At 63.2% G+C, this 24,122-nt stretch carries 15 protein-coding genes; 7 read left to right on the top strand and 8 right to left on the bottom strand.

The genetic code is table 11. The annotated features are described in order from the left end of the window. The first annotated feature begins 110 nt into the window (after positions 1 to 110). The 4 genes from DX905_RS13530 to DX905_RS13515 all read left to right on the top strand — a co-directional run bounded on the left by DX905_RS13530 (position 111) and on the right by DX905_RS13515 (position 6,460). Entirely contained in the window at positions 111 to 692 is a 582-nt protein-coding gene (locus tag DX905_RS13530; RefSeq protein ID WP_116091813.1) for an RNA polymerase sigma factor, read from the top strand. After that, positions 689 to 1,654 (top strand): FecR family protein, encoded by a 966-nt coding sequence (locus DX905_RS13525; RefSeq protein ID WP_116091812.1) that lies wholly within the window; start codon positions 689 to 691, stop codon positions 1,652 to 1,654. The genes DX905_RS13530 and DX905_RS13525 overlap by 4 nt, the downstream gene beginning before the upstream one ends. Positions 1,655 to 1,733: 79 nt before the next feature. Beyond that, entirely contained in the window at positions 1,734 to 4,340 is a 2,607-nt protein-coding gene (locus DX905_RS13520) for a TonB-dependent receptor (protein ID WP_162875635.1), read from the top strand. Positions 4,341 to 4,345: 5 nt separating this feature from the next. Beyond that, on the top strand, positions 4,346 to 6,460 hold the full coding sequence (locus DX905_RS13515; protein ID WP_162875634.1) for an Atxe2 family lasso peptide isopeptidase: 2,115 nt from the start codon (positions 4,346 to 4,348) through the stop codon (positions 6,458 to 6,460). 354 nt (positions 6,461 to 6,814) lie between these two features. On the opposite strand, the gene DX905_RS13510 is transcribed toward DX905_RS13515, so the two are convergent. From DX905_RS13510 to DX905_RS13490, 5 genes are all read right to left on the bottom strand, one after another. Continuing rightward, complete coding sequence (locus tag DX905_RS13510) at positions 6,815 to 9,031, bottom strand: TonB-dependent receptor (RefSeq protein ID WP_162875633.1); 2,217 nt, start codon at positions 9,029 to 9,031, stop codon at positions 6,815 to 6,817. A gap of 128 nt (positions 9,032 to 9,159) precedes the next feature. Further along, positions 9,160 to 9,906: an ABC transporter ATP-binding protein gene (locus tag DX905_RS13505; protein ID WP_116092559.1), complete on the bottom strand. Its 747-nt coding sequence runs from the start codon at positions 9,904 to 9,906 to the stop codon at positions 9,160 to 9,162. Beyond that, a complete protein-coding gene (locus tag DX905_RS13500; protein WP_116091808.1) occupies positions 9,903 to 10,751 on the bottom strand; it encodes an ABC transporter permease in 849 nt (282 codons plus the stop codon). Before DX905_RS13500 ends, DX905_RS13505 begins: the two co-directional genes overlap by 4 nt. Continuing rightward, entirely contained in the window at positions 10,752 to 11,792 is a 1,041-nt protein-coding gene (locus DX905_RS13495; protein WP_116091807.1) for an ABC transporter substrate-binding protein, read from the bottom strand. Next, on the bottom strand, positions 11,779 to 12,837 hold the full coding sequence (locus tag DX905_RS13490; protein WP_162875632.1) for an ABC transporter substrate-binding protein: 1,059 nt from the start codon (positions 12,835 to 12,837) through the stop codon (positions 11,779 to 11,781). The genes DX905_RS13495 and DX905_RS13490 overlap by 14 nt, the downstream gene beginning before the upstream one ends. A 266-nt stretch (positions 12,838 to 13,103) precedes the next feature. Here DX905_RS13490 and DX905_RS13485 point away from each other — a divergent pair, with 266 nt between their 5' ends. Beyond that, positions 13,104 to 13,595: a MarR family winged helix-turn-helix transcriptional regulator gene (locus DX905_RS13485; RefSeq protein WP_162875631.1), complete on the top strand. Its 492-nt coding sequence runs from the start codon at positions 13,104 to 13,106 to the stop codon at positions 13,593 to 13,595. A 133-nt stretch (positions 13,596 to 13,728) separates the two neighbouring features. Here the strand turns inward: DX905_RS13485 and DX905_RS13480 are convergent, their stop codons facing one another. After that, positions 13,729 to 15,036 carry a dienelactone hydrolase family protein gene (locus DX905_RS13480; protein ID WP_116091805.1) on the bottom strand — a complete coding sequence of 436 codons (1,308 nt, stop codon included), beginning with the start codon at positions 15,034 to 15,036 and terminating at the stop codon, positions 13,729 to 13,731. A 22-nt stretch (positions 15,037 to 15,058) separates the two neighbouring features. Then, on the bottom strand, positions 15,059 to 18,163 hold the full coding sequence (locus DX905_RS13475) for a TonB-dependent receptor domain-containing protein (RefSeq protein ID WP_116091804.1): 3,105 nt from the start codon (positions 18,161 to 18,163) through the stop codon (positions 15,059 to 15,061). A gap of 572 nt (positions 18,164 to 18,735) precedes the next feature. Here DX905_RS13475 and DX905_RS13470 point away from each other — a divergent pair. Beyond that, positions 18,736 to 19,680, top strand: a complete 945-nt coding sequence (locus tag DX905_RS13470) for an amidohydrolase family protein (RefSeq protein WP_116091803.1) — start codon at positions 18,736 to 18,738, stop codon at positions 19,678 to 19,680. A 53-nt stretch (positions 19,681 to 19,733) separates the two neighbouring features. Continuing rightward, a complete protein-coding gene (locus DX905_RS13465) occupies positions 19,734 to 20,849 on the top strand; it encodes a pectinesterase family protein (RefSeq protein ID WP_116091802.1) in 1,116 nt (371 codons plus the stop codon). Positions 20,850 to 20,958: 109 nt separating this feature from the next. Here DX905_RS13465 and DX905_RS13460 read toward each other — a convergent pair whose 3' ends face one another. Continuing rightward, positions 20,959 to 23,940, bottom strand: coding sequence for a TonB-dependent receptor domain-containing protein (locus tag DX905_RS13460; protein WP_116091801.1), 2,982 nt, complete (start codon positions 23,938 to 23,940; stop codon positions 20,959 to 20,961). Between the last annotated feature and the right edge of the window lie 182 nt (positions 23,941 to 24,122).

The following is a 24,122-nucleotide window of genomic DNA, read 5'->3' as shown; positions in this document are numbered from 1 at the left end:
CTCGCCAACGTCGACCTCCGGTGTGCGCAACCGCATTACGCTCCAAACGGAAAAGCTTTCCCCGGCTGTCTTAGGTCATATGCTGGCGCGCCCAGCGGCTTGGAACGCGGATGAAGGAGGACGACAGACGCCGGAAGCTCGTCGTGTGGGTGGCCCAGAAGGTCATGCCTCACGAGCCTGCGGTGCGCGCGTGGCTGGCGCGATCTATGGTCGCGCGCGAGGATATCGATGATCTTATCCAAGAGGCCTATTGCCGCATCGCCGCGCTGGACAGCGTGACACATGTCGAGCGGCCCGACGCCTTTTTCTTCCAGATCGTACGCAACCTGTTGATCAACCAAATTAGACATGCGCGTGTCGTGCGGATCGATGCGGTGACCGAGGTAGAATTTCACGAACTTCATGACGACGCACCCTCGCCGGAGCAGCTTGCCGGAGACCGGCGCGAATGGACACGTGTGCGACGGCTGCTCGATCGGCTGCCGGGTCGCTGCCAGCAAATCTTCGAAATGCGGAAGCTCGAAGGTCGATCGCAGCGCGAGATCGCTGCCGCGCTCGGCGTTTCCGAAAACGTTGTCGAGAATGAGAGCTCGAATGGATTGCGAATGCTTTTAGACGCGCTTCGACAGGAAGGTGAGCAGGTTGCGGGCGAATATCAGGCGCGCCGCGCGCGCCGGGTTCATCACCCATGACCCGCGAACGCGCCACGGATATTGAGGCGGAGGCCGCCCGCTGGGTCATGCGGCTCGATCGCTCGGGCCGGACACCCGAACTCGAGCAAGAGGTCGAGGCGTGGCTCGCCGCTGATAGCCGACGCCGCGGCGCGTTCCTTCAAGCCGAAGCCGCCTGGGCGCGGCTCGATCCGGATTTGTCGGCGCCTGAACTGGTGGCGCCAAACCCCACGGCCGGCATCGCGGCTCGGCCATCGCGGCGCTGGCTGCTTGGGGCCGGAAGTGCCGCGCTCGCCGCTTCGCTTGCTGGCGGGTTTCTCCTGCCGAGGCGGGGGGACCGCTATCGCACCCGCCTGGGCGAGATACGACATGTGCCGCTCGATGATGGCTCGGTCGCAACGATCAATACCGGCAGTGACATCGATGTTGCTCTCGAAAAGGTGACCAGACGGGTTCGGCTCGTCAGGGGAGAAGCATGGTTCCAGGTCGCCAAGGACCGCGACCGGCCCTTTCTGGTCGAGGCTGGTCCAATCCGGGTCCGCGCGGTCGGCACGGCCTTCTCCGTGCGCCGGCGCGACAACGGCGCAGACGTTCTCGTGACCGAGGGCGCGGTCGAAGCGTGGGTGAACGGCGCCGAGGGGCATCGGGTGCGATTGACCGCCGGACAGCGCGCTTTCGTCGCCGATAATGCCTCTATAACGGAGAAACAGCAGGCTCCATCCGAAGTCGATCGCGCGCTGGCGTGGCGCGGGGGAAAGATCGACTTGGCCGGTGAATCGCTCAGGGCGGCGGCAAGCGAGTTCAACCGGTATAATCAGCGCAAGATCGTGATCGACGATCCGGCGCTGTCACAGGAAGGTTTTTATGGAATTTTCCGCGTGGACGATCCGGTCGGGTTCGCGACCGCAGTCCAGCGCAGTTTCAACACGCCTGTCCTGCTGGACGATCCGGGGCTGATCCGGATTGGCCACGCAGCCGGCTAACGGAAAATTCCAAACGGAAATTCACGCCCCGCCTGTCTAAATCCCAAGGCCGCGATGGCCTGCGATGAAGGGGGAAATGATGACGATGGTTCGGGAAAACAGGCTGCGACACGCGGTGTTCACGGCCGCGACGGTCTTGATCGCGGTTCCGGTAGCTGCCGCGGCACAGACCAAGTCGTTCGATATACCAGTCCAGCCCGCCGCTCTCGGCGTGAGCACCCTCGCCCGCCAGGCGGACATCCAACTTCTCATCTCTACCCGGGACGCGCGCGGCAAGCGGACGAATGCGATCCACGGCGTGATGACGATCGACCAAGCACTCCAGATGCTGCTCAAGGACACCGGACTGCAGGCCCAGAAGACCGGGACCCAAACGTGGACGATCGTCCCTTTCGGCGTCGCCCTCGCTAGCGCACCTGGCGAGCCAGGCAACGCGGGCGATTCGGCCGAGAACGCTGCAGGTGCGGATATCGTCGTCACCGGTTCCAGGATCCGCGGGGCGCCGATCGCGTCCCCGGTCATCCGCATCGACCAGGAGGATATACGCAACGCCGGTCAGTCTAATCTCGGCGATGTGGTACGCTCCATTCCGCAAAGCTTCGGCGGCGGGCAAAATCCTGGCGTCGGGTCAAACGTGCCAGCTAACAGCGGGTTCAATCTTGGCAGCGGCTCTTCGATCAACCTTCGCGGCATCGGCAGCGCTGCGACGCTCACCCTGCTTAACGGTCACCGGCTGTCGTACAGCGGATCACGGCAGAGTATCGATGTCTCGGCCATCCCACTCGCCGCCGTCAGCCGGATCGAGATCGTCCCCGACGGGGCCTCGGCACTTTATGGTTCGGACGCGGTTGCGGGCGTCGCGAACATCGTCCTGCGTCGCGACACCGAAGGCCTTGAAACCAGTGCGCGGATCGGCACGTCGACCGACGGCGGGGCTTTCGAGCAACGCTATGGCGCTTCTGGCGGTTGGCGTTGGAATTCGGGCGGGTTCATCGCGAGCTATGAGTTTGCGCGCACGACCGGCATTTTCGGACGGGATCGAAGCTATGCCGCCGACAAGAGCCCCGCGCTGTCATTGCTGCCGCCGATCAAGGATCATGACGCGGTATTGAGCGCGCATCAGGATCTCGCACCCGATCTGACGCTGGAGTTTGACGGGCTCTATAACCGTCGCTGGAGCACCAAGTCCGTCGCGAATAACATCGCGGGGAATGTTATGCTCAGCGGCAATGTCACCGCTTACTCCGTGGAGTCCTATGCGCTCGCGCCGACATTGCGCCTGACGCTCGGACATGGCTGGTCGATGTTCGCGACGGGATCCTATGGCCGCGACCTGACGCACTACACCGTCACGAACTATGCGAATGGAACAGCCCCCGCACCGACGATCTTTTGTTATTGCAACACTGCGGCGTCGGCAGAAATCGGCGGAGACGGAACGATCTTCGCCCTGCCGGCCGGCCCTGTGAAACTGGCGCTGGGTGCAGGATATCGCCGCAATGCGCTGTTCAGGAGCCTCGGCCCCGGCAACGCCCAGAACATCGACCAGCGCCAAGACAGCTATTATGGCTATGGCGAGCTGAGCATCCCGATCATATCTCCTGCTGAGGAGATCCCGCTCATCAGCAGGATCGAACTCAGCAGTGCTCTGCGATACGAGGATTACCGCGGCATCGGTGACATCGTCACGCCCAAGCTTGGTATCATCTACGCGCCGACGCCCGATTTCGACATCAAGGGCAGTTGGGGGAAATCGTTCCGCGCGCCGACCCTGCTTGAAAAGTACCAGGCGCGGACGCTTGTCCTGGGCGGACCGGCGGCGTTTGGCGGCACCGGTTTCCCCCCGAACAGCACGGACCTCTTCGTCCAAGGGGGCAATCCCAACCTGAAGCCGGAGCGCGCGACGACTTGGTCAGCCACGCTTGCGATTCATCCGCGCGTGATTGAGGGGGCCCATCTCGATCTGACCTATTTCCACATCGATTACCGTGATCGGGTGGTGACCCCGATCGCATTCATCGGCCAGTCGCTCAGCAACCCGATTTATAGCGATCGGCTGACGCCCAATCCGTCGGCAGCGCTGCTCGCCGCCGTCATAGCGGGTGCCTTCAACTTCGCGAACATCAGTGGCCTTACTTATGATCCAGCCAATGTCGCCTTCCTGATCGACGACAGTAACGTCAATGCCGGCCGTCAGACGATCCACGGGGTAGACGCCTATTTTCGGTATCGCGCGGTTTTTCCCGGCAAAGCAAACAGCCTGACCGCCAGCTTCAACGCCAGCTATCTCGAAAGCGAGCAGCAGATCACCAGCTCGCAGCCGGTCACGCTCCTCGCCGGGCAGTTGTTCAGTCCGGCGCATTTTCGGGCCAGAGGCGGCGCGAGTTGGGATCGCGGCCCCTTCAACCTCACCGCAACGCTCAGCTATATCGGCGGCGTGGACGATCCGCGTGCGACGCAGGTCGTCCACGTCGGATCGATGACCACGCTCGATCTGGCGACGCATTACCGCACCCGGGCCGGCGGGCTGCTCGGACGCCTCGATATCGGTTTCTCGGTCTTCAACGTCCTGAACGACAAGCCGATGCAGATCGCGACGACTCAGTTCTCCGACACCCCCTACGATTCGACAAACTATTCGCCGCTCGGGCGGGTCGTCAGCGTCTCGATCAGCAAGCAGTGGTGAGACGCGTGAAAAGGGGGCGCTCGGCCCTCGGCCGCACGTTGCGGCTCGCTACAGTTTGCGGGGCGATCTCGATCTCCACGCTCGCCCACGCGCGTTGCGAAGATCTAATCCCCGATACGCGTCGCGGCGCGACGCCCTCGGTGCCCCGCCCGGTCACGGCAACGGATCTCGTTCGTCTGAGAGACATCGGATTCCCGGACGCCACCAATCCGGACCGGCCCAGCCCGCTGGCGGTCTCTCCGGACGGGAAGTCGGCCGCGTTCATCCTGATGAGGGCGGACCCGGTGGCCAACGACTATTGCCGTGCCCTGTTGGTCGTCCCGCTCCAGCCAAACGCCGCACCGCGACTGGTCGATCGCGGCGGCGATTACATCATGATGGACGGGCCGGTACGCGGGCTGCTGGCGACGCTCGGGCCGCCAAGGACGATCACGCCGGTATGGTCGCCTGACGGGCAATGGATCGCATATTTGAAGCGAGAGCACGGCGTGACTCAGATCTGGCGTGTGCGTGCCGATGGCGGCGGCGCGAGCCAGGTGACCCATTCCCCGGTCGACATCGAATCCCTGCTTTGGCCGGCGGACGGGAAACTGCTCTATACCGCCCGCCCGGATCGACTGGCGCGGGAACGCGCGATCGACACGGAAGGCCGTTCCGGGTGGCTGTACGACGCGCGCATCACGCCGAATGCCTCCGCGAGGCCGCGGCTGCGCATGACCGACATACCGATCCACCTGTATTCGATCGATCCGGTCAGCGGGATCGTCGCCGAGGCCGACGCCGCGCAGAAGATCTCCTATGCGGGCGCGCAGCAGATATCCGAAGGCAGTCTCGCGGTGAGTGCTGCCGGGGCCCGCGCCTGGACCGAGGCCATCAGCCCCTCACCGTTGAGCGATCGGGTGTTGCGCACCGCCCCTGCAAGCGGTCGTGCGGTCGCGTGCACAGCCCTCGCGTGTCGTGGACGTTTGGACGGACTTTGGTGGCAGGAGGATGGACGCACGCTGATCATCTCGCGCCGGGAAGGCTGGAAGAATAGCGTTACCGCCTTCTACATGTGGCGGCCCGGACACGGGCAGCCGCGTCGCGTGCTTGCTACGGAGGATGCCGTCCAAGGCTGCGTGCCTGCCGAAAACGGGCTGGTCTGCACGCGCGAAAGTGCGGCCCTGCCCCGCCATGTCGTGCTGCTTGATCCGGCCAACGGCACCTCGGTCACGATCTTCGATCCCAACCCGGAGTTCCACGATATCGCGCTTGGGTCAGTGCGTCGCCTGAAATGGCGCAACGATCATGGCTTTGAGGCATGGGGCGATCTGGTGCTTCCACCAGGCTATCGTCGCGGCGAAAAACTTCCGCTGGTCGTCGTCCAATATCACAGCGAGGGTTTCCTGCGCGGCGGCACCAATGACGAATATCCCGTCTATCTATTCGCTGCCGCCGGGATTGCCGTGCTGAGCCTCGAGCGCCCGACCGTCGTGGCCGGGCTCGATCCCAAGGCCACAACAGGCGATGCGATGCTCGCAGCTAACTATGCCCATTGGGCCGAGCACAAGAGTCTGCTCTCCTCTCTCCTCACCGGTGTTGACGCGGCAATCGCGACCGGAGCCGTCGATCCTGCCCGGATCGGCCTGACCGGCCTCAGCGACGGTGCAACGCTCACGCGGTTCGCACTCATCAACAGTCACCGGTTCGCCGCGGCCGCGATCAGCACCTGCTGTATCGAGCCACACACCGCGAAGACCTATGGTGGTATCGCGATGTCAGACTTCTTCAGTAGGATGGGGTTTCCTGGCGTGGAGCGGCCCGACCCGGCGTTTTGGGCTGAAATGTCGCTCACTCAAAATGCAGCGCGGATCCACACCCCGTTGCTCATGCAACTTGCCGATGACGAATATCTTCTCGCTCTCGAGGCGTTCGAAGCCTTACGTGAAAATGGCCAGCCAACGGAACTGTACGTCTATCCGGACGAGCATCACGGAAAGTGGCAGCCGGCGCACAGGCTGGCGGTCTATTCCCGCGACGTCGACTGGTTCAGCTTCTGGCTTCAGGGACGTGAGGATGTGAGTACGGCGAAACGGGCACAATATGCGCGTTGGCGTATGATGCGAGACCCCACGGGCTAGGCCCCGCCGGACTACGCGAGGACTGGACAAATCACCCGAGCGCCGACGATGCCGATGAACAGCGCTCATTAAAGCCTGCTGTTTCGACCAAGCGTTGGGACCGCTCGGTGTCTGCTTGTGGATCTTTCGGCCTCCGCTGGCTTCGCCTCGTGAGCGGCATCCGTCGCAATAGCAAAATGGTTGCGTTGGACGGATCCGCATCAAACAGCGTAGCGGCGGTAACCCGAATTGGTCTTCGCGTTGGCATCTTCACGGCCCGCTATCTCTTGGTTTCTTGTACACCCGCCGCACCCGTCTGTGCCGGGCCAACATATCTCACGAACCAGCCCAAGAGCTCCGCACCGCTGGTAGCACTTAGAATTCTTTTCGAAGCGATAACCCCACTGTCCTGGGATCGCCGAGATAAGCTGTCGCGACCCCGTAATTGCCCGGCAGGCCACTCGAGCGGAAGCGCGTGTTCGCAATGTTCCTGACGTAGACCGACAGGCGCAGTTGCGGTCGCGCCAACGTCAGCGCGATCTCCGCGTTACCCAGCCAATAACCGTTCTGAATGAGCCGCGGATCCGTCTGATTTGTCAGGTTGAAATATTCACGGCTGCGATAGCTCCAGTCGGTGGCGAAGACGATCGCGTTGTCGGATGCGGGCAGCTTGGCGGTGTACTGCGTGCTGAGGGTCGTCGAGAATTCCGGCGAGCGCTGGAAATGATATCCCGTCAGATCGACCGTCGCTGAGTACGGGAATGACGAGAAGCGATTATTCGAATAGCCGAAATTAGCGCTGACTTCCCACTGGCGCAGCGGGAGCGCGTCGATCTGAAGCTCCCCGCCATCGACCTTGCCCGTCGCAGCATTGGTCAGCAGGTTCGACTGGCCCGCGACGACCGAGTTTACCTGCATGTCCTTATAGTCGTAATGGAACAGGCTGGCGTTCACGCGCAGCCGGTTGTCCAGCCACTCGGTCTTCGCGCCGATTTCATAGTCCACCAGATATTCCGGCTTCACGACCGAGATCGCCGCTGTCGTGGTTGCCTCAGCGTTGTAATTGCCCGAGCGGAAGCCCTTGGCGTAGCGGGCATAAATCTGCGCCTTTTTGGACAGTTCGTATTTCAAGGTCGCATCGTAGGTGGGCGAGCGCCAGGTCTTCGCAAGGTCGACATCTGCCCGCGTCGCCAGCGTCGAGCTCACCGAACTGCGTAGCCACCACAAGGTCTCGTTGCCGAACGCAACCTTGCCCGTGCCCGTGACGGTGGTGTCGTCCAGCGATTTGCGCTCAATCGTCTCGCGCACCCCGGCAGTGAGGCTCAGGGCATCCGTGAGATTGTAGGTCGCACTGGCGAAGGCGGCGTAGCTTCTCGACGTGAGCCGGTAGTCCGTGTTCGAGAAGCTGGTCGCGGTAAGCGTATTCGGCAGGGTCGCGCTCGTCAGGTTCACCTTGAGCACCTCGCGGAAATAATGCGCGCCCACAATCCAGTTGAAGCGATCGGAGCGGGGCGAGGCCAAACGGATCTCCTGCGATATCTGGTCGGCACTGTGGCGGTTGAACGATCGTGCACCCGACGTCGCGCTGACGCCGAGTTCCAGCGGTGATCCGTCGCTATCGGCCGTGCTGCGATAATCGAAGCCGTTCCATGCGCTGACCGACGTGAGCTGCAGGCTGCCGACCGACCCGTTCAGGGTCAGCGTCGCGTTACGGTTTTTGGCCCATTCGTCATAAGGAGCATTAATGCCGACGGTATCGCGGTCGGTCGGAACCACATAGCCGAAGCTGTTGGCGCCACTCGGGAGGGTGCTGACGATGTGGCTGGAAAGCGCCGGTCCATTGAACTTACGCCATCCGCCCGACAGCAAGGCCGTCCAATTGTCGCTCAAGCGGCCGAACAGCTGCAGGCGTATGGCGTTATCGTCATAATCGTCGACCCGCTTGCCGGTCACACTGTTGCGCGTGAAGCCGTGACCCCCCTCCACATGCCCCGCGGCGCGAAACGCGAGCTTGTCGCCGATCAGGGGGCCGCCATAGGCGCCATCCAGCACATATTGCCCATGGTCACCAACGGTAGCGGCGAGATTGCCTTGAGCCGAGAAACTTGGCTTGCGCGTCACGAACGAGACTGCCCCGCCCGTCGAATTCTTGCCCCACAACGTCCCCTGCGGGCCGTAGAGGACGTCGACCGCCTCCAGGTCGAAGAGCGGGCCGCCCGCGGCGTCGGTGCTGTTGATGTAGACGTCGTCGATATACAGGGCGACCGGGCTGACGATGTAATTTGCGGCGCTGGACGCCCCGACGCTCCGTAAAAACCATTTGGGCTTCACGTGAGCGTCGATCGTGTCGGCGCCCAGATTGGGCACGAAGCGGATGATATCCCCGGCAAGATGGACCTGGGCGTTAGCCAGCGTGGCACCTGACAGTGCCTTGATCGCGATCGGAACATCCTGATTGCGCTCGGGCCGCTTCTGGGCCGTGACCACGATGTCGCCAAGCCCCTGCTGATCTTCCGACGCCGCGGACAGGCCAGGTGCGTCGCTTTGTGCCCATGAAGGCGCTGCTCCGGTGGCCGCCGCGGTGAATAGCACAACGAACCTAGCCGAATGGCGTAAGCGGCGGGAGGGCGCAGAACGACGCGTAAAGGACTTCTTCATGTGGGTTCCCCGTTGATTCCATGAATTGCTCGGCACATTGAGGCCGGATTGTTGTGAGCCGGTCAGCCGGTCAGTTCGGGCACGCCCAGCGCGACCAACAGCCCTGCCCGCAGCTCGTCGAACTGGGCGCCGGCGCGCCGGCGCGGCCGCGCTATCGTCACCGGCAGATCCAACGATATGCGCCCCTGCTCGAGCAGGACGATGCGATCAGCCAGGAGGATCGCCTCCTCGACGTCGTGCGTGACGAGAAGGACGGTCGGGCGGTGGCGGGCGCACAAGTCGGCGACGAGCGCCTGCATCTTCAATCTGGTCACCGCGTCGAGCGCGGCGAACGGCTCGTCGAGCAGCAAGAGTCTCGGTTCGCGCAGCAACGCGCGCGCGAGCGCAACCCGCTGCGCCTCGCCGCCGGAAAGGGTTCCGGTCCAACCGTCGGCATGGCGCTCCAGGCCAACTTCCGCCAGCGCAGCGACCCCGCGCGCGCGATTTTCTCTAGTCTTCGGCAGGCCGATCAGGACATTGTCTATCACGCGTTTGGAGGGGATCAGGCGCGGCTCTTGGAAGACCACGCTCTTGGCGGCCGGGACCAGAACCTCGCCCTCATCGAGCGGCTCGAGCCCGGCTAGGATGCGCAGCAACGTCGTCTTGCCGCTGCCGCTCGTGCCGAGCAGCGCGACGAAGTCGCCGGCGTGCAGATCGAGGTTGAAATGGTCGAGCACAACATGCTGCCCGAACCGCTTGCCCGCGTCGCGGAGGCGGCCGCGCAGTGCATCGCGCTCGTTCGGAGGATCAAAGGAGGCCAAGGCGTTCATGCGGCCCGCACGCGCCGCCACGGCATCAGAACGGCTTCCAGGCTCCGCACGATCAAATCGGTGGCTACCCCGAAGATCGCGTAAATCACGATGCAGACGACGATCGTATCGGTTTTGAAAAATTCCTGCGCCTGCAACATCAGGAAGCCCAGGCCGCGCGAAGAATTGATCGCTTCCACCGCGATCAGCGCGATCAGCGACAAGGTCATTGCCAGCCGCAAGCCGACCATCAGCGACGGCAATGCGGCGGGGAGATAGATTTCCAGGATTTCGCGAAGGGGAGAAAGGCCAAATATCCGCCCGGCTTCCACCAGTTTTGGATCCACATTGCGGACACCGCCATAAGCGGAGAGGTAGAGGGGTTTTGCCGCCGCGGTCGCGATCAAAAGGATCTTTGCGCTCTCGCCGATCCCGAACCAGACGATGAACAGCGGAACGAGCGCCAGAAAAGGGAGCGCCCGGATCATCTGTACGCTCGGGTCGATGAGTTCTTCCGCCACGCGGCTCAAGCCTGCGGAAAGGCCAAGGACGATCCCGACGCTGCCGCCCAGGACAAGACCGACAAGAGCGCGCGTCAGCGATACGGCGAGATGCATCTGCAGCACGCCGGATCCCCACAGCCGTACCGCGTCGCGCAGCACGTCCTGGGGCGCTGCGAACACATCCGGGGTGATGAAGCCGCTGTTGGTGGCAACATACCAGAACAGTCCGAGCAGGGCCGGCACGGACAGGCTTGTGGCGACGCTCAGCGCCCACGGCCGCGGCCGCCGGTAGAGCAGACGCGGCGGCGCGAGATCGCCGGGCGTCTGCCCTACCAGCACATCATGGAACGGCTGGGTCGACATTCAGGCGGCTGCCAGCAGGCGCCGCAGGTCGCCGCGCCGTGCCAGCTCGCGCGCCTCCGCCAGCGGCCCGCCGTCGATCCAGGCGTCGATGTCGATGTCGGCGTCGATCAGGCTCCAGTCGCGCAGGAAGTCCTTTTGCAGGCGCAGCGCCTCGATCCGATCCACATCCAGGTTGAGCGACAGGTTGAGATGCAGGTCGGGGCCGTAAGCGGCGAGTACGCTAGCTTCGTCCGATCCGGTCTCGCGGGCGAGCGTGGCACGCGTCTGCTCTGGATGCGACAAGGCCCACTCGGCCGCCTGCAGAAGCACCGCCAGATAGGTCACCACCACGTGTCGGTGCCGCTTCAGGAATTCGCGGTGGAAGGTCACCGGCCGCGGCGTGCCATTGTTGATCCGCAGCTTGGGATCGGTTTGCGCATTGATGTCGGTCACGACATCCAGCTTGTGCTCGCGCTCGATCAGCGCGCCCTGCGCACCCTTGGCGTAAATCGCATCGACTTCGCCCCGCAACAACGCGTCGAGCGCGCCGTTGGGCCGCGAACGATCGTTCCAGCCTGCCAGCGGAGCGGCAGGATATTCGACGATCTCGACCTCATCGCGCGTCACGCCGCCGATCGACAATGCGGTGGCGAGACCATGAAGCGCCATGGCGCGCTGGAAGTCGGTTGCCGGATCGTCCGTGCGGACGAGGCCGAAGCGCTTGCCGCGAAGATCGCCAGGAGAGACGATGGCCGCGTCCGGCCGGGCGAGGATCGCCTGCCGCTCATCGACCCAGGTCAGCGCCACGACAACCGTATCGGCTCCATCCGCCCGCGCCCACAGCGGGGGAATATTACCGCCTTCGCGTACCAAGCCGACCAGATCGTGCCGGAAATGGGCGAGACGAAGCCCCGAATTCCGTTCTTCTTGAAGCGTCTCGACCGTCCACCCCAGCGACGCGAGCGCGGGCTCGAACCATCCTTCGCCGAAAGCGAGGCCGGTCGTGGTCGGCACCGGACAGCGTGTGATCCACAAGATCTTGTCATCGTCATTTACGGACATTGTCGGCTCCTGCTGAGAGGGTAGGCCCGGTGGCCCAGTCGGCTACGGAAAAGGACGAGTTCGCCAGGCCGGTCCTGATTTGGAAGGCGAGCAGGCGCTGGAGCGCATCCACGCCTTCTTTCGGAAACGGCGTGTCGGCATAGCGTTCGGCGGCCGTCGCGCGGACGGTGGCGATGGGAACGCCGGTCTTGTCGGACACCCAGCGATAATAAGCGTCCGGATCCTTGCGGATGGCGTCGATGCCCGTCTTCAGGCCACGCCAGAAGGCACCGGCGAAGGTCGGATGCGCGGTAAGAAAGTCGCTCCGCGCCGTCATGACGCTTACGCCCTGCAGCTCGGGATGCTCTGTGCCGATCTTGGCGATGATCGGCAGGCCGAAACGGGCGCGCCAGGTTTCGGCGGTGACCGCCTGGCTGGCGGCGTAAGCGTCGATATCGCCCCGCTTGAGCGCATGGAGCGCGACGGCCGGCTCCAGCTGCGCGTAGCTGATGCCGGGAACGCCCTCGACCTCTGCGGCGCGGCGCATGATATAGTGGGCGGTCGATCCGAACAGCACGCCCACCTTTCGGCCCGACAGCTCGCGGATCGATTGCGGGCCGTCCTTGCGGCCCACCACCCAAATGTCTCCGGTCGGCAGGCCGATCCAGATCGCGCGCTGTTTGTCGCCACGGGCACGCGACAGCACTGCTGGCGAGTCTCCCGTGCTGGCGACCTGAACTTGGCCCGAGCCGAGCCCGAGCAGGGAAGCAGCGGTGCGTGGGTAGCCGACCAGTCCCTCGTAGGCGAAGCCCGCCTTGCGCAACTCGCGCTGGAAACCACCGGTGTGGATCGCATAGCCGAGCGCACCGCTTGGCTCCGGCTCGCTGGCGGTAGGTTGATCGGGATTGACGACCGCAACGCCGCCGATGCGGAACTCGACGAGGCCATTGGCCGACGGCTTTCGGTGACAGCCCGAGGCTGCCAGCCCGCAGAACAGCGTGAACGCCGCCAGCAGTGCCCGCTGGAACTTGCGGTCAATATTTCGTCCGACCTTGTTCGAATGCACGTCAGCCGCCTTTCGGCCTGGATCGCTTTCCCGCGACGTTGCGGTTGGCACCCGGACGGTTCCCATTATAATTCCCTACCTGGAAGGTAGAAAATTTGTTTTGGTAGTTAGGTTTCCTATCTTGTTTGAAATTCACGCATCAGGCGGAGTAGCCGCGGCACAGGCAATTCTACGCCGCGGCCGCGGCTTTACGATGGCGGGCCGGCCAATTGACGACGCGCGCGGACGCCGCGAAGGCGGCAGGACTAGACCATAAAGAGGATGCCATGACCGACAGCGCCCCGCCGGAGAACGTGCACGCGCTCGCGGCTGAGCTGCGTCAGGTCGTATTGACCTTGTACCGTCAGCTTCGGTGGCAGACCCAGGGTCTGGGGATGGCCGCGCAGGATCCGATCATCATGGAGACGATCCGGCTCGCGCCGGGCATCGGCGTCACGGAGCTTGCTCAGCGCGAGCATATGCGCACGCCGACCATGACGGGTCACATCAATCGGCTGCAGCATCAGGGCTTTGTCGAGCGCCATCAGGATTCGCCACTCGATCGGCGCCGCTTCGGTCTTTATCTTACGTCCGCTGGCATTCGCGCGCTTGCGCGGGTCCGCAAGCGGCGCACGGATTGGGTGGCAAATTCGCTCACCAAAACTTCGGCCACCGAGCGAGCGGTGATCGCCCAAGCCATAGAAATCCTAAAGACTTTGCGCAGCGAGGACGTCGTCGAAAACGACATCAGCTTGCCGTCGAACGCCGTCGGTCCATGAAGAAGAAGCGCTATAAGGCGGGCGGGAAATTACGCCAAGGCACCACCGCCGGCATACTATGACGCTGCGTAGGACGTAAGCTAGTCTGCCGGGACCGGCCGTCAGGTTGAGATGAACGGCAGGGATACGCGCCTTAACGACGGCGGGTTTGGGGCTGCAGGTGGCCGCTGGGCCTAGGGGCGATCGTGGCGCGAGGCCGGCGCCGGAAGGCCGCTTCTTTGTTGCCAGACCCATTGTGAGGAGCGAGCGTCTTCTGGAGCCACGCGAAGGCCGCCTCCTGCTCCTCAGCAATGAAGATGTGCGGCACTGGCCAGACACGCGTTTCGAGATTCTGTGGAGCACCTGCGGCGGCCCAGACTACCCGCATCGTGGTGAAAGCATGCTGGACCGAGGCTAGGGGAAACAGTCGGTCGACCTCGCCGGCGTAAAAGAGCATGGGCTTAGGTGCCGCAATGGCGGCGGCGTCGGGATAATCGAAATAGCGGGCGAAGCCGGGATGTAGCATGCTGAAGGCCGATTGGCCGCGCAGCTGGTTGTTGCCCGGGACCATCAGGCCGTCCACCGTCCCCATCCAGTTGATCGCTACGGCCGCCGCTACAGTATCGGTCAGAGCTGCGACCTGCCAGGCGCGGAATGCCCCCATCGAAAAGCCCAGGGCTGCGACGCGATGGCGATCGACGAAGGGCTGAGCGGCGAGGAACTCCGCCGCCCGCACGTCCTCGACAGCGATCAACCCGGCCCAGGATGAGCCGAGATTGAAGAGGTTTGACGCGAGCGCCTGTTGCGACTCATAGTTATTGAGCATGCGATCGCCCCAACCAAGGGCGTCGGTCGCAAGTACTGCAAAGCCGCGCTTCGCCAGCTCGTCGCCGATATAGCGGCCGCCATAATATTTCTGGACCCAGGCCTTCCCGGACTCCGCCCGCGGCGTCGGCCCGAGCGGAGCGATCAGCTTCTCCTTCCCGATGTCGAATTTGGCGCCGTGATCATGCAGCGCCAGGACGGCGGGGAAGGGACCCTCACCCTTCGGCACGAGCATCAATGCGGCGGTACGGCTCGCGCCGGTGACGTTGAAAACCACCAGCCGCGCCGTATAGCTGCCGCGATCCTCCTCCGCGACGACCTGCGGCGCGAACGGGGTTTGCTCCTCCGGCTGGAGCAGCAACGCCCGCAGCTGCGCCCGTGCCGCGCGCCGCCACTTTGGAAACGGCATATGCGCGTTAGCGAAGGCCAGGCTGTGGGGAGTCCTGCTCTTCAGCTTCCCATAAAAGACCGGAAGATTGTCCGGAGTGACGCCCGTCGTCTCATAATCGCGGCGCGCGGCCGTGGCTAACGCTTCGTTCGAAGCAGCGACGGCCGGCGCTGGTTGCTGCGCCGCACCAGGCCCGCATACCCCGATCAGGGCGACGAGCCCGATGAGCCTTCGTGCGCCGGCGCTCATCCTGCGCCCTCCCGGCCCGCCTTCACTGCAATGCCATGCGCACACCCACGCGCCATTGGCTGCCAAGCACATCGTACACGGCCGAGCTACCATCTTGCGGGCGGTGGACATTCGTCACGTTGTCGATCGCACCGTAGAGCTGGAGTTTCTTGTTCAGCTGGTAGGAAAGGCGCAAGTCGAGGTAGCCGACCGCGTTGACGCGATTGTCGTCGATCAGGTCGCCGTTGCCGACCCCCTGCGTCAGGACGCCGGTCGGCGAGAGCGACGCCCGCACGATATTGGCAGGCAGATTCTCGACGCCGTTCGTGAGATTGGCGGCGCCAATGAACCGTCCCTGGATCGTTCCCGACCACGGGCCCTTCGCATAGGTTGCCGACAGCGTGCCGCGCAGCTTGGGAACGCCACTACTGGCATAGGCGAGCGGGCCGCCCAGTGCACCGGCGCTGTCGTAGGTCACGCCGATGGCGGTTTGGGTAAGCTCGTGGGTATAGTTGCCGAGCAGCGCCCATGAGAGCGAGCCATCGAACACGCGCATCCGATAATTGGCCTGGAAGTCCAGTCCCGACGTCTTCAGCGATGCCGCATTGGCCGGGATCTGATTGATGAGACTGGGCTTGGTCCCGCCAAATTCGGTGGGGCTGAATACCAGAAACTGGCAATAGACCGTTTCACCGAGCAGGCAGCGGTTGATGATTGTCTGGAAGCCGGTCGAGTAGATCCCGCCATGGATGTTGATCGAATACCAATCGAGCGACATCCATAGCCGCTTGATGAACTGCGGCGTGAATACGACGCCGACCGATTTCGTGACCGCTTTCTCCGGCTTGAGCGCGGGATTTCCGCCCGCCGAAGTCTTGACCTGATAGCTGTCTCCGCCGGTGGGATATTGGGCGGTACCGATACCGATGTTGCCAGGAGAAAAGAGGTCGGAAATCAAGGGCGCGCGAATGTCGAGCGAGCGCGTCCCGCGCAGCCGGATATTGTCGTCAATCTGGGTGGTCAGGCCCAGTTTCCAGGTTTTGACAAGGCCGCTGGTCGAATAATCCGTGATGCGTCCGGCGGCGTTGAAATCCAGCCTTTTGACGATCGTGTTTTCGAGGATGGGGGCGTTTACCTCAAGGAAGCCCTCCTTGACGTCGTACCGGCCGGAATAGGCCTTGAAGTTTCCAGCCGGCCACGGATTGGTCGCGTTGACCGGATCGATGTCGCCCTGGCTCGCCTTTTCACGCCGATATTCCCCGCCAAAAGCCACCGCTATCTTTCCTGCGGGCAGGCCCCACGGCAATTCTCCCTGCATCGAGGCGGAGACCACGTCCTGCTTGAGGAGCACGAGCTCCCGGTTGAGGATACCGGAATTGGGGTTCTGACCTGGGTTGACGTAGGTAATGGCATCCTGGGAGGCCACGCCATTGCCGAAGATATTGAGCGGGACGCACCCGGCGGCCGACGGATTGCCCACCAGCAGCGCCCGGCATTGAATGCTTCCGATCGGAAGGTTCGAAGCGCCCCGATTTTCCGCCGTCACCTTCACCGCGTCGACCGCGAAATTGTAATAGGGGCCGTAATTGTCCTGGGCCGCGATCTGCCGCTCTCGCACTTCGCTATGTTGGCCATAGACGGTCCACGACCACGTATCGCCGAGCTTGCCCTCAAGCGTGGCGACACCGCGGATCAACCGCCTGGTCAAGCTCAGACATGGCTCGCCGACGGTGTTGCAAACGTCCTTGAGGTTGAGCGGCGAGGTATCATCGATGTTATTGGTGTTCACGGTCCCGAGCGTGATCGACTGGGTCGGGACGGCGGCGGTTCCACCCCGTCCGGTCGCGGCATTATAGCCGTTCGACAGTGTTCCGAATTGCGCCGCGACGCTTGCCGGCAGGAATGCATTGTCTGCGGCAATCGTGAGCGTGGAGGTTCGCGGCTGCCCTGTCGTGCGCCCCGAAAAACGACCATAGTTTAGCTGGAGCGACGCCGTGACGTTCGACGTGAGATCGTAGCTGGCATAACCGAATAACGTCGTCGTATGATAAGGAACGCCAAGCATTACCAGCGAGGGCACATAGTTCTGCGCGTTGCCGGAGCAGCCCGCATAGCAGATGTTGGGATTGGCTTTGTTCACGGTTCCGAAATTGAACGGAACAATCGAACCGTTGCCCACGAATTGCATACCCGCGAGGGAGTTGGCGGTCAGGCTGCTTCCAGCGCCGCCGGCGGTATTGCCGCGGATTAGGCCACCCTGCGTAAACTGTGCCGTGCCGGCATTCGGAACGTGAATGTAGAAAGGTAAGCCGTTCGTCGCGGTTGCCGCCGGATTCTGAACAATCTGAGTATTGTCGTACCAATCGGCGTCGCGAATAAAGACCGCCTTGGGGCTCCGACTGTATTCGCCGCTGACGATGACATGCCCTCTGCCGGACGCGAAATCGTGGCCTGCGGTAACCGCGACCTTCGTTTGCGGATACGAAACAGTCGTACTGTTTCCGTACGCGACGTCAGCCTTCAGGCCAGTGAATTTCCTATCTAAGATCAGGTTGACGACGCCGGACACCGCATCAGAGCCATAAGCCGCGGACGCGCCGCCCGTGACGACGTCGACGCGCTTTACCAATTGGGAAGGGATGGTGGTGAGATCGACACCGCCGCTCAGGATGTTGGACGATACGACCCGCTGCCCGTCAAACAAGATGAGCGTTCTGGCGATACCGAGGTTGCGCAGGTTGATCGTGCTGAGCGCGGCGTCGCCCTGGGTCACGTTGCCAGCGCTAATGCCGTTGCTCGGCGTTGCAGATATGCCGACGGACGGCAGCGCGTTTATCGAATCCGCGATGTTGAGGTTTGCGTCGCGTTGAAGATCCGCCTCGCTAATGGCGGTAACCGGAGTCGGCGCGGTATAGCCCCCAATCGATATTCGCGAACCGGTTACGATGATCTCCTGGGAATTATTGGGAGCATCCGCAGCGTCGCCGGGAACAGCGCCAATGGCGGGTTGCGCGCCGAGCCCCGGATTGGCCACTGGCGCGGTCTGAGTGCCCCCGACGCTCTGCGCTGCGGCAGCAGTGCCCAGCATAGAGGCGAGCGCCAGCGCGGTCAGAGAAACCTCCAGGCGAATTCGAGCGCGATCGATCATGTCTTCCTCTTCCCTGTGCCCGCCGGCTCGTGATGGCCGGTCAGACGACTATTCCCCACATCGCGCCACGCGGCGTGGGCTTCGTCGTCCCCGCCGCAAGTCCGCTGGCTGCTTGCGGCGAAACTGGCGCAAGGCGGGCGGGAGGTCCAAGTCAATTAGTCTATGGGCCGATCCAGGATCGGTATCGATCAACGCCGCCCGCACGATTTCGACAAGAAGAACACGCCGCAGGTCGTGAGCGGCTCGCATCGCGAAAAACGGATATCACGGGATTTGCCAACGGTCGCGTGGGGCGGGTCGGGTTCCACGTTATGGGGACGCCAGGAGCGATAACCCCGCGATGCGGGCCGCTTATATCCATTCCGGAGCAAGACCTGGCGGCATCGATATCAGGCATGAATTGATTGATAGAGTATTGGACTTAGACATGCCGGGCGTGCGGACCTAGCCTTGGTGGAGCCGGCGCCGGAGAGCCGGGCCGATCGCTGACAGGCGGCAGGCCGAACAGAGGAGAGTGCGAATGGCTGCAGGATCGTGACCTATCCGCGCGCCCTCCGGCCGGAGCTTTAGAGATGGCTCTTCTTCCATGGAGCCGCCGGGAGGCCTTGCTCGCGGGCTTGGCGGTGGCAGCGCCGGTATGGGGAGCCGATGACCGGCGGAGCTTCGCGATGCCGGACGGAGCCTGCGACGCGCATCACCATATCTACGATCCCCGATTTCCGTATGTGCCGAACCAGCACGCGACGCCGGACGCAACCGTGCCCGATTACCAGGACTTCCGTCGTCCGCTCGGCCTTTCGCGGGACGTGATCGTGCTGCCTTCTGCCTATGGCACGAACAACGATCCGCTGCTTTTCTTCGAAGGCCTGATGGGACAAGCGGACACGCGTTCCATCGCGGTTTTGCATGCTGACGTCGGCGATGCGCAGTTGAAGGATCTTCATGCCATCGGCGTGCGGGGCGTCCGCATCCAGTATTTTGATGACCCCGCCCGTGGTCTGATCAGGCCGGAAGAGATCGTGCCCGTCGCAAAGCGCATTGCGCCGCTGGGTTGGCATATCCAGTTTCACGTGCCGGGCCCGCTCCTGGCGCAGCTCGAGCCCGTCCTTCTGTCCCTGCCGACCGCCGTCGTTATCGACCATATGGGGCACGCCTCGTCGGTCGATCAGCCGCAATATGCGACCGTCCGGAAGCTCCTCGATACCGGCCGCGGCTGGATCAAGGTCTCCGGCATGGAGATGGACTCAAAGGTCGGCCCGCCCCTCTACAGCGATACGGCCGCGGTGACGGGAGCCTATATTCGCGCAAATCCAGATCGTGTCGTCTGGGGCACCAACTGGCCCGTCACGAAGTCGAACCAGTTCGACCTTCTCAATGCCCTGGCCGTGGCCGCGGGGTCGCCCAAACGGCTTCACCAAGTCCTCGTGGAGAATCCGGAAGCCTTGTACGGGTTCGATCCCAAGCGGCGTCCAGCGGCACTCAAGTCCCGGGCTTCGAAGATCCGCGACGAAGCCTGAAAGCGGCGGACGGCAGGAATTTTCCTCCCCTCACCTACTGACGGAGATCGCATATGACATCCGAGATCGATCGGCGCGCGGTGCTCGCGGGAACCGTGGCGCTGGCAGCAGCCGCGTCCGCTCCCGCCTGGGCGGCGCCCGGCCCGTTCGATGCGGTACTGTCGCGAGATGGCAAGCAGCGTGGGCAGATTCCCGGCTATCGCACGATTGCCGATGCGATGGCGGCCGCGCCCCAGCGCGACGCTGGCCTGTTCCGTATCCTGGTTCCGCGAGGCGAGTGGCGTGAGCGGATCGTCGTGACGAAGCCGAACATCTGCCTGATCGGCGAAGATCGATCGGCAAGCCGGTTGGTGAGCAACAGCTTGCGCAAGGACCGGCGCCCGGGCGAAGCGGCCACCGCGACCGTTCTCGTGCGCGCACCTGGGTTTCAGGCCGCGCGCATGACGATCGCGAACGATTTCGACTACAATGCGAATATGCCGGCCGAGGTCGACTTCGACCGTACAGGCGCGAGTGGCGCGCAGGCCCAAGCCATCATGCTCGACATCGGATCGGACCGCGCGATCTTCCACCGTGTGGACATCACGGGATTTCAGGACACGTTGTGGGCCGAAGTGGGCCGCGTGCTGTTCCGCGCATGCCTGATCAGCGGGAACGTCGACTTCATCTATGGCGGCGCGCGCGCGCTGTTCGACCGATGCACGATCGTGTCGCGATTGCGGCCGAACAAGGACTTCAATGGCTTCATCGCGGCGCCCAATACGAACGTCCACCAGCCGTTCGGGCTGGTCTTCATCGGCTGCCGGTTGACGAAGGAGCCCGGTGTGGCGCCGCATACGGTGGCGCTCGGCCGCGCCTGGAAGCGTCAACGAACCTTTCCTGACGGCCAATATGCCGATCCGGACGCGGTCGGCCAGGCGGTCTATATCCGCTGCTGGATGGACGACCACATCGTCCCCGAAGGGTGGTATCGCATGCACTATTATCCGAAGGGAGGCGGGATGGCGTTCATCGAACCCGAGGCGGCCCGCTTCTTCGAATATCGCAGCTTCGGTCCAGGAGCGGGGCCTGCATCACCGCGCCGCCGCATGCTGACGCCCCAGCAGGCAGCCAAATTCACCGAAAAGGCGATTTTCGATGGGTGGCATGCTCGGCCTGCTTCCACCTGAACCACTTGGTGGGGAAGCGGGGAGCAGCGGCAAGCTTGTCGCCGTCTTCCCTGCACCAATCCAGACAAGCCGGCGCTTGGTCAGGCCAAGGTCGAGCACCGGCATCATACTAAAATTTGATCTGCGCCCCGACCGAAATCTGGCGGCCGAGCACGTTGGCGACATAGCCGTCATAGCCATTGCTGGCGTTGTAGAAGGGTGCCTTGCGGTTGAACATGTTTCGCACGTTGAGCGAGATCACTTGCCCGTCGAGGAAGCCGCCCGAAAACGTATAAGCGAGGTTTGCATCGAAGGTCGTATTGGCGCGCACAGGATCGCCACCGCCGTCGGGATTGTTCTGCGCGTTTAGCGTGACGGGCGTTACCGCACTCGACGACCAATTCTTGTAATGGCCGGTATAATTCATAAACAGATTGGCATTGAAGCCGCCCAGCTGCCAGCCGAGATTGGCACGCATTTGCAGCTTCACCGAAGGAAATACGCCGTTTGCGCCGGTCGTATTGAGCACGCTGTAAGATACGCCGTCAGTGCCATAGGACTGGTCGAACTTGGTGAAATAGGTGATCGCGTCTCCAATCACGAAGGTGCCCGCCCCACCCGTGTGCAATGTGTAGGTGACCGACGCGTCGATGCCCGACACGTTGAGGTTCAGATAATTGGAGTTGATCACTTCCAGAATATAATCGGTGCGCGAAGGGAGCGCGCCGCCGGCGGGAACGTGCGCGGTCGCGGCGTTGATCTGGGCGGTCGTGGCGCCGCCCGGATAGAAGGTCAGCAGATGCGCGAGCGATGCGGTGTTGACCACGAAGCCGATCTGGGGGCCGGTGACCGCGCCGCGCAGCCGCTCATGCCAGAAAGTGACCTGGCCACTCAATCCGCTGAAGAAATCCGGATGGAAATCCAGGCCGAACGAATAGCCGCGTCCCTTCTGCGGCCCGGCATTGTGATCGCCGGTATTCACCCGCAGGCCCTGCAGCGAGGAGATGTTGCAGGTCACCGAGGTCGCGGTGCAGCCGGCAATGCCCATCTGCGGCAAGGTCGGGTAGAGTGACACCGGCACCGCGACATTGTTGGTGAAGGTGGTGTAGCGCGAATTGACGTAGGTGCCATACTGATCGCCGACGATGTCGAGCGGCGGCGCCACGAATGAGGTCGACCAATTGCCGCGCAGCTTGAAGCCGTGCCCAATCGTCCAGTCGACCGCCACCTTGGGATTCGTGGTCGTGCCGAAATCGTTATAATGATCGTAGCGCCCGGACAGGTTGAGGTTGACCGTCTCCACGAACGGTATGTCCATGTCGGCGCTGATGATCGGGATGCGGATCTCGCCGAACGCCGATTTGACGACGCGGGTGAAGCCGAGCTGGATGTTGTTCGATCCCGCGCTCGCTGGCCCGGTATTGTTGCTCTGGACCTGCAGCTCGTCGAGATGTGTGCGCAGATATTCCGCGCCGATTGCGACGCCTACGTCGCCGGCGGGCAGCGCGAACAATTTGCCGTCGGTGCTCAGTCGCGCCTGACGGACCGCGAACACTTGGCGCAGCAGGGTGGCGTTATCGAGCAGTAGAGAGCGGACCGCGCTCGACGTCCGGTTGGTCGAGCCGCCGTTCCAGACGTCGAGCGCGTTCGCCGTCGTCAGCGGAAGCTGCGTGATGATGCCGGTGGTGTTGGGGATGGATGGCTGGGTCAGGCTGCCAGCGGTATTGGTGGTGCCGTTGAGTGCGAGGGTGGCGACGCTCTGGTTGGCGACACCGTTGGTGCGATCATAGCTGTCGTCATGTGCCGCTAAGACCAGCAGATTGACCTCGAAATTGCTGCCGACCTTATAATTGAGGTTGCCGTCGGCGTAGAAGCTGTCCGAACCGGTACGCTCCTTGGCGCCGCGTCCGAGCAGGTCGTCGAAATCGTAGCGCACCGTCTCCCGCGTCGCGGTGCCGGTATAGCCGGCCGGCGTGATATAGAATGGATTGGCCTGCGTGCCGGTGGCGAAGGCGGTTGCGGTCAACGTGCCGCGCGAAATGGCGCTGGTCGTGCGGCGCACGCCGTAGACGACGTCGCCGCTCAGGGTGAGCTTGTCGCTCAGCTCGATCCTGCCTTTGGCCATGACGTTGTCGCGCTGCTCCCGGGGCAGCAATGTCGTATAGGCCCAGGAACTGCAGGGCGAGTTGGCGGCCGAATTGGCGACGCTTGTCCCGGAAGTCGCGCTCAGGAAGATCGGTCCCGATCCGCCCGGCTGCAGCGTCGCCGGCCCGCAGTTGAAATTGTTGAAATTAGTTCCGCCGCGGCTGGTCTGGTTGGGGTTGGTGTAGGGCCGCTGGGTCGCATCCAACGAGCTCTGGCTGGTGTGCGAATAAGCCAGGATAACCGACGCGGCGTCCCACGTCTTGCCCGCCAGGGCCGACGCCTGCCATCCGCGCGTCCCGTCGGCATAAGTATATTGCCCGCCGACCTGGACACCATCGAACTTGGTCCGGGTAATGAAATTGACAACACCGGCGACCGCATCTGAGCCATAGGTCGACGATGCGCCTTCCGGCAACACCTCGACCCGTTCGATCATGTTGATCGGCACGATACCAGGATCGGTATTGGTATGGTTGGTGCCGCCGGGCGAGGTCCGATGGCCATCGATCAGCACCAAGGTGGAGGAGCTGGCGCTGCCGCCGAGCTGGTGGATCTGCGGCTGATAATAAGAGCCTTTGACCTCACCCTGGCCGGCATTGCCCATGCTGGAGAGCGCGGGGACGGTCGCCAAGATCTGCGTCAACGTCTGCGCGCCGGTCGCGGCGATCTCCTTGGGACCAACCGAGATGAGATTGGCGCCGACCGGCTGAACGCCGCGGATGCTGGTGCCGGTTACAACGATCTCGTCTTCGATGACGTTGGGCTGGGAGGCGGCGGTGAGCGAGGGTGCCGCGTTGGCTGGCGGAGCCTGGGTCGCAGGCGTGTCAGGGCCGGTGGCGTTGGTCATCGCCGGCTCGGTCGCGCCGGTGGAGGGCGGCGTCTGGGCGTTGGCGGATGCGGCGAGCGCGACACCGGCGGTCAACGCAAACGCCGAAGCGCCGAGCTTGAAACGAGACGGGTTGGTCATATCCTCTCCCCTTCCTTCGCTCTCGAGACGGGTGCTCGCCGAGCATATGCCGCATCGCGGCCTTATCTTTCCGCACTTCCGCTTGCGCTCGCCAGCAGGCGGGCGGACGAAGGTGCATTGTTGAGGAAAGTTACAGCCCCGGGTCGCGTCGGTCTAAATCAAATCGACTATCGATCGATCCA

The organism is Sphingomonas crusticola (genome assembly GCF_003391115.1).
GTDB classification, from domain to species: Bacteria; Pseudomonadota; Alphaproteobacteria; order Sphingomonadales; family Sphingomonadaceae; genus Sphingomonas_I; species Sphingomonas_I crusticola.
The sequence above is the reverse complement of the archived record's forward strand: the minus strand, read 5'-3'. Positions and strand labels throughout refer to the sequence as shown.

Excerpts from the sequence above, each read along its gene's own strand:
- DX905_RS13480 (WP_116091805.1), bottom strand. The coding sequence starts at position 15,036 with ATGAGCGCCGGCGCACGAAGGCTCATCGGGCTCGTCGCCCTGATCGGG.
- DX905_RS13505 (WP_116092559.1), bottom strand. The coding sequence starts at position 9,906 with ATGAACGCCTTGGCCTCCTTTGATCCTCCGAACGAGCGCGATGCACTG.
- DX905_RS13475 (WP_116091804.1), bottom strand. The coding sequence starts at position 18,163 with ATGATCGATCGCGCTCGAATTCGCCTGGAGGTTTCTCTGACCGCGCTG.
- DX905_RS13530 (WP_116091813.1), top strand. The coding sequence starts at position 111 with ATGAAGGAGGACGACAGACGCCGGAAGCTCGTCGTGTGGGTGGCCCAG.
- DX905_RS13465 (WP_116091802.1), top strand. The coding sequence starts at position 19,734 with ATGACATCCGAGATCGATCGGCGCGCGGTGCTCGCGGGAACCGTGGCG.
- DX905_RS13470 (WP_116091803.1), top strand. The coding sequence starts at position 18,736 with ATGGCTCTTCTTCCATGGAGCCGCCGGGAGGCCTTGCTCGCGGGCTTG.
- DX905_RS13485 (WP_162875631.1), top strand. The coding sequence starts at position 13,104 with ATGACCGACAGCGCCCCGCCGGAGAACGTGCACGCGCTCGCGGCTGAG.
- DX905_RS13525 (WP_116091812.1), top strand. The coding sequence starts at position 689 with ATGACCCGCGAACGCGCCACGGATATTGAGGCGGAGGCCGCCCGCTGG.
- DX905_RS13495 (WP_116091807.1), bottom strand. The coding sequence starts at position 11,792 with ATGTCCGTAAATGACGATGACAAGATCTTGTGGATCACACGCTGTCCG.
- DX905_RS13500 (WP_116091808.1), bottom strand. The coding sequence starts at position 10,751 with ATGTCGACCCAGCCGTTCCATGATGTGCTGGTAGGGCAGACGCCCGGC.
- DX905_RS13520 (WP_162875635.1), top strand. The coding sequence starts at position 1,734 with ATGACGATGGTTCGGGAAAACAGGCTGCGACACGCGGTGTTCACGGCC.
- DX905_RS13460 (WP_116091801.1), bottom strand. The coding sequence starts at position 23,940 with ATGACCAACCCGTCTCGTTTCAAGCTCGGCGCTTCGGCGTTTGCGTTG.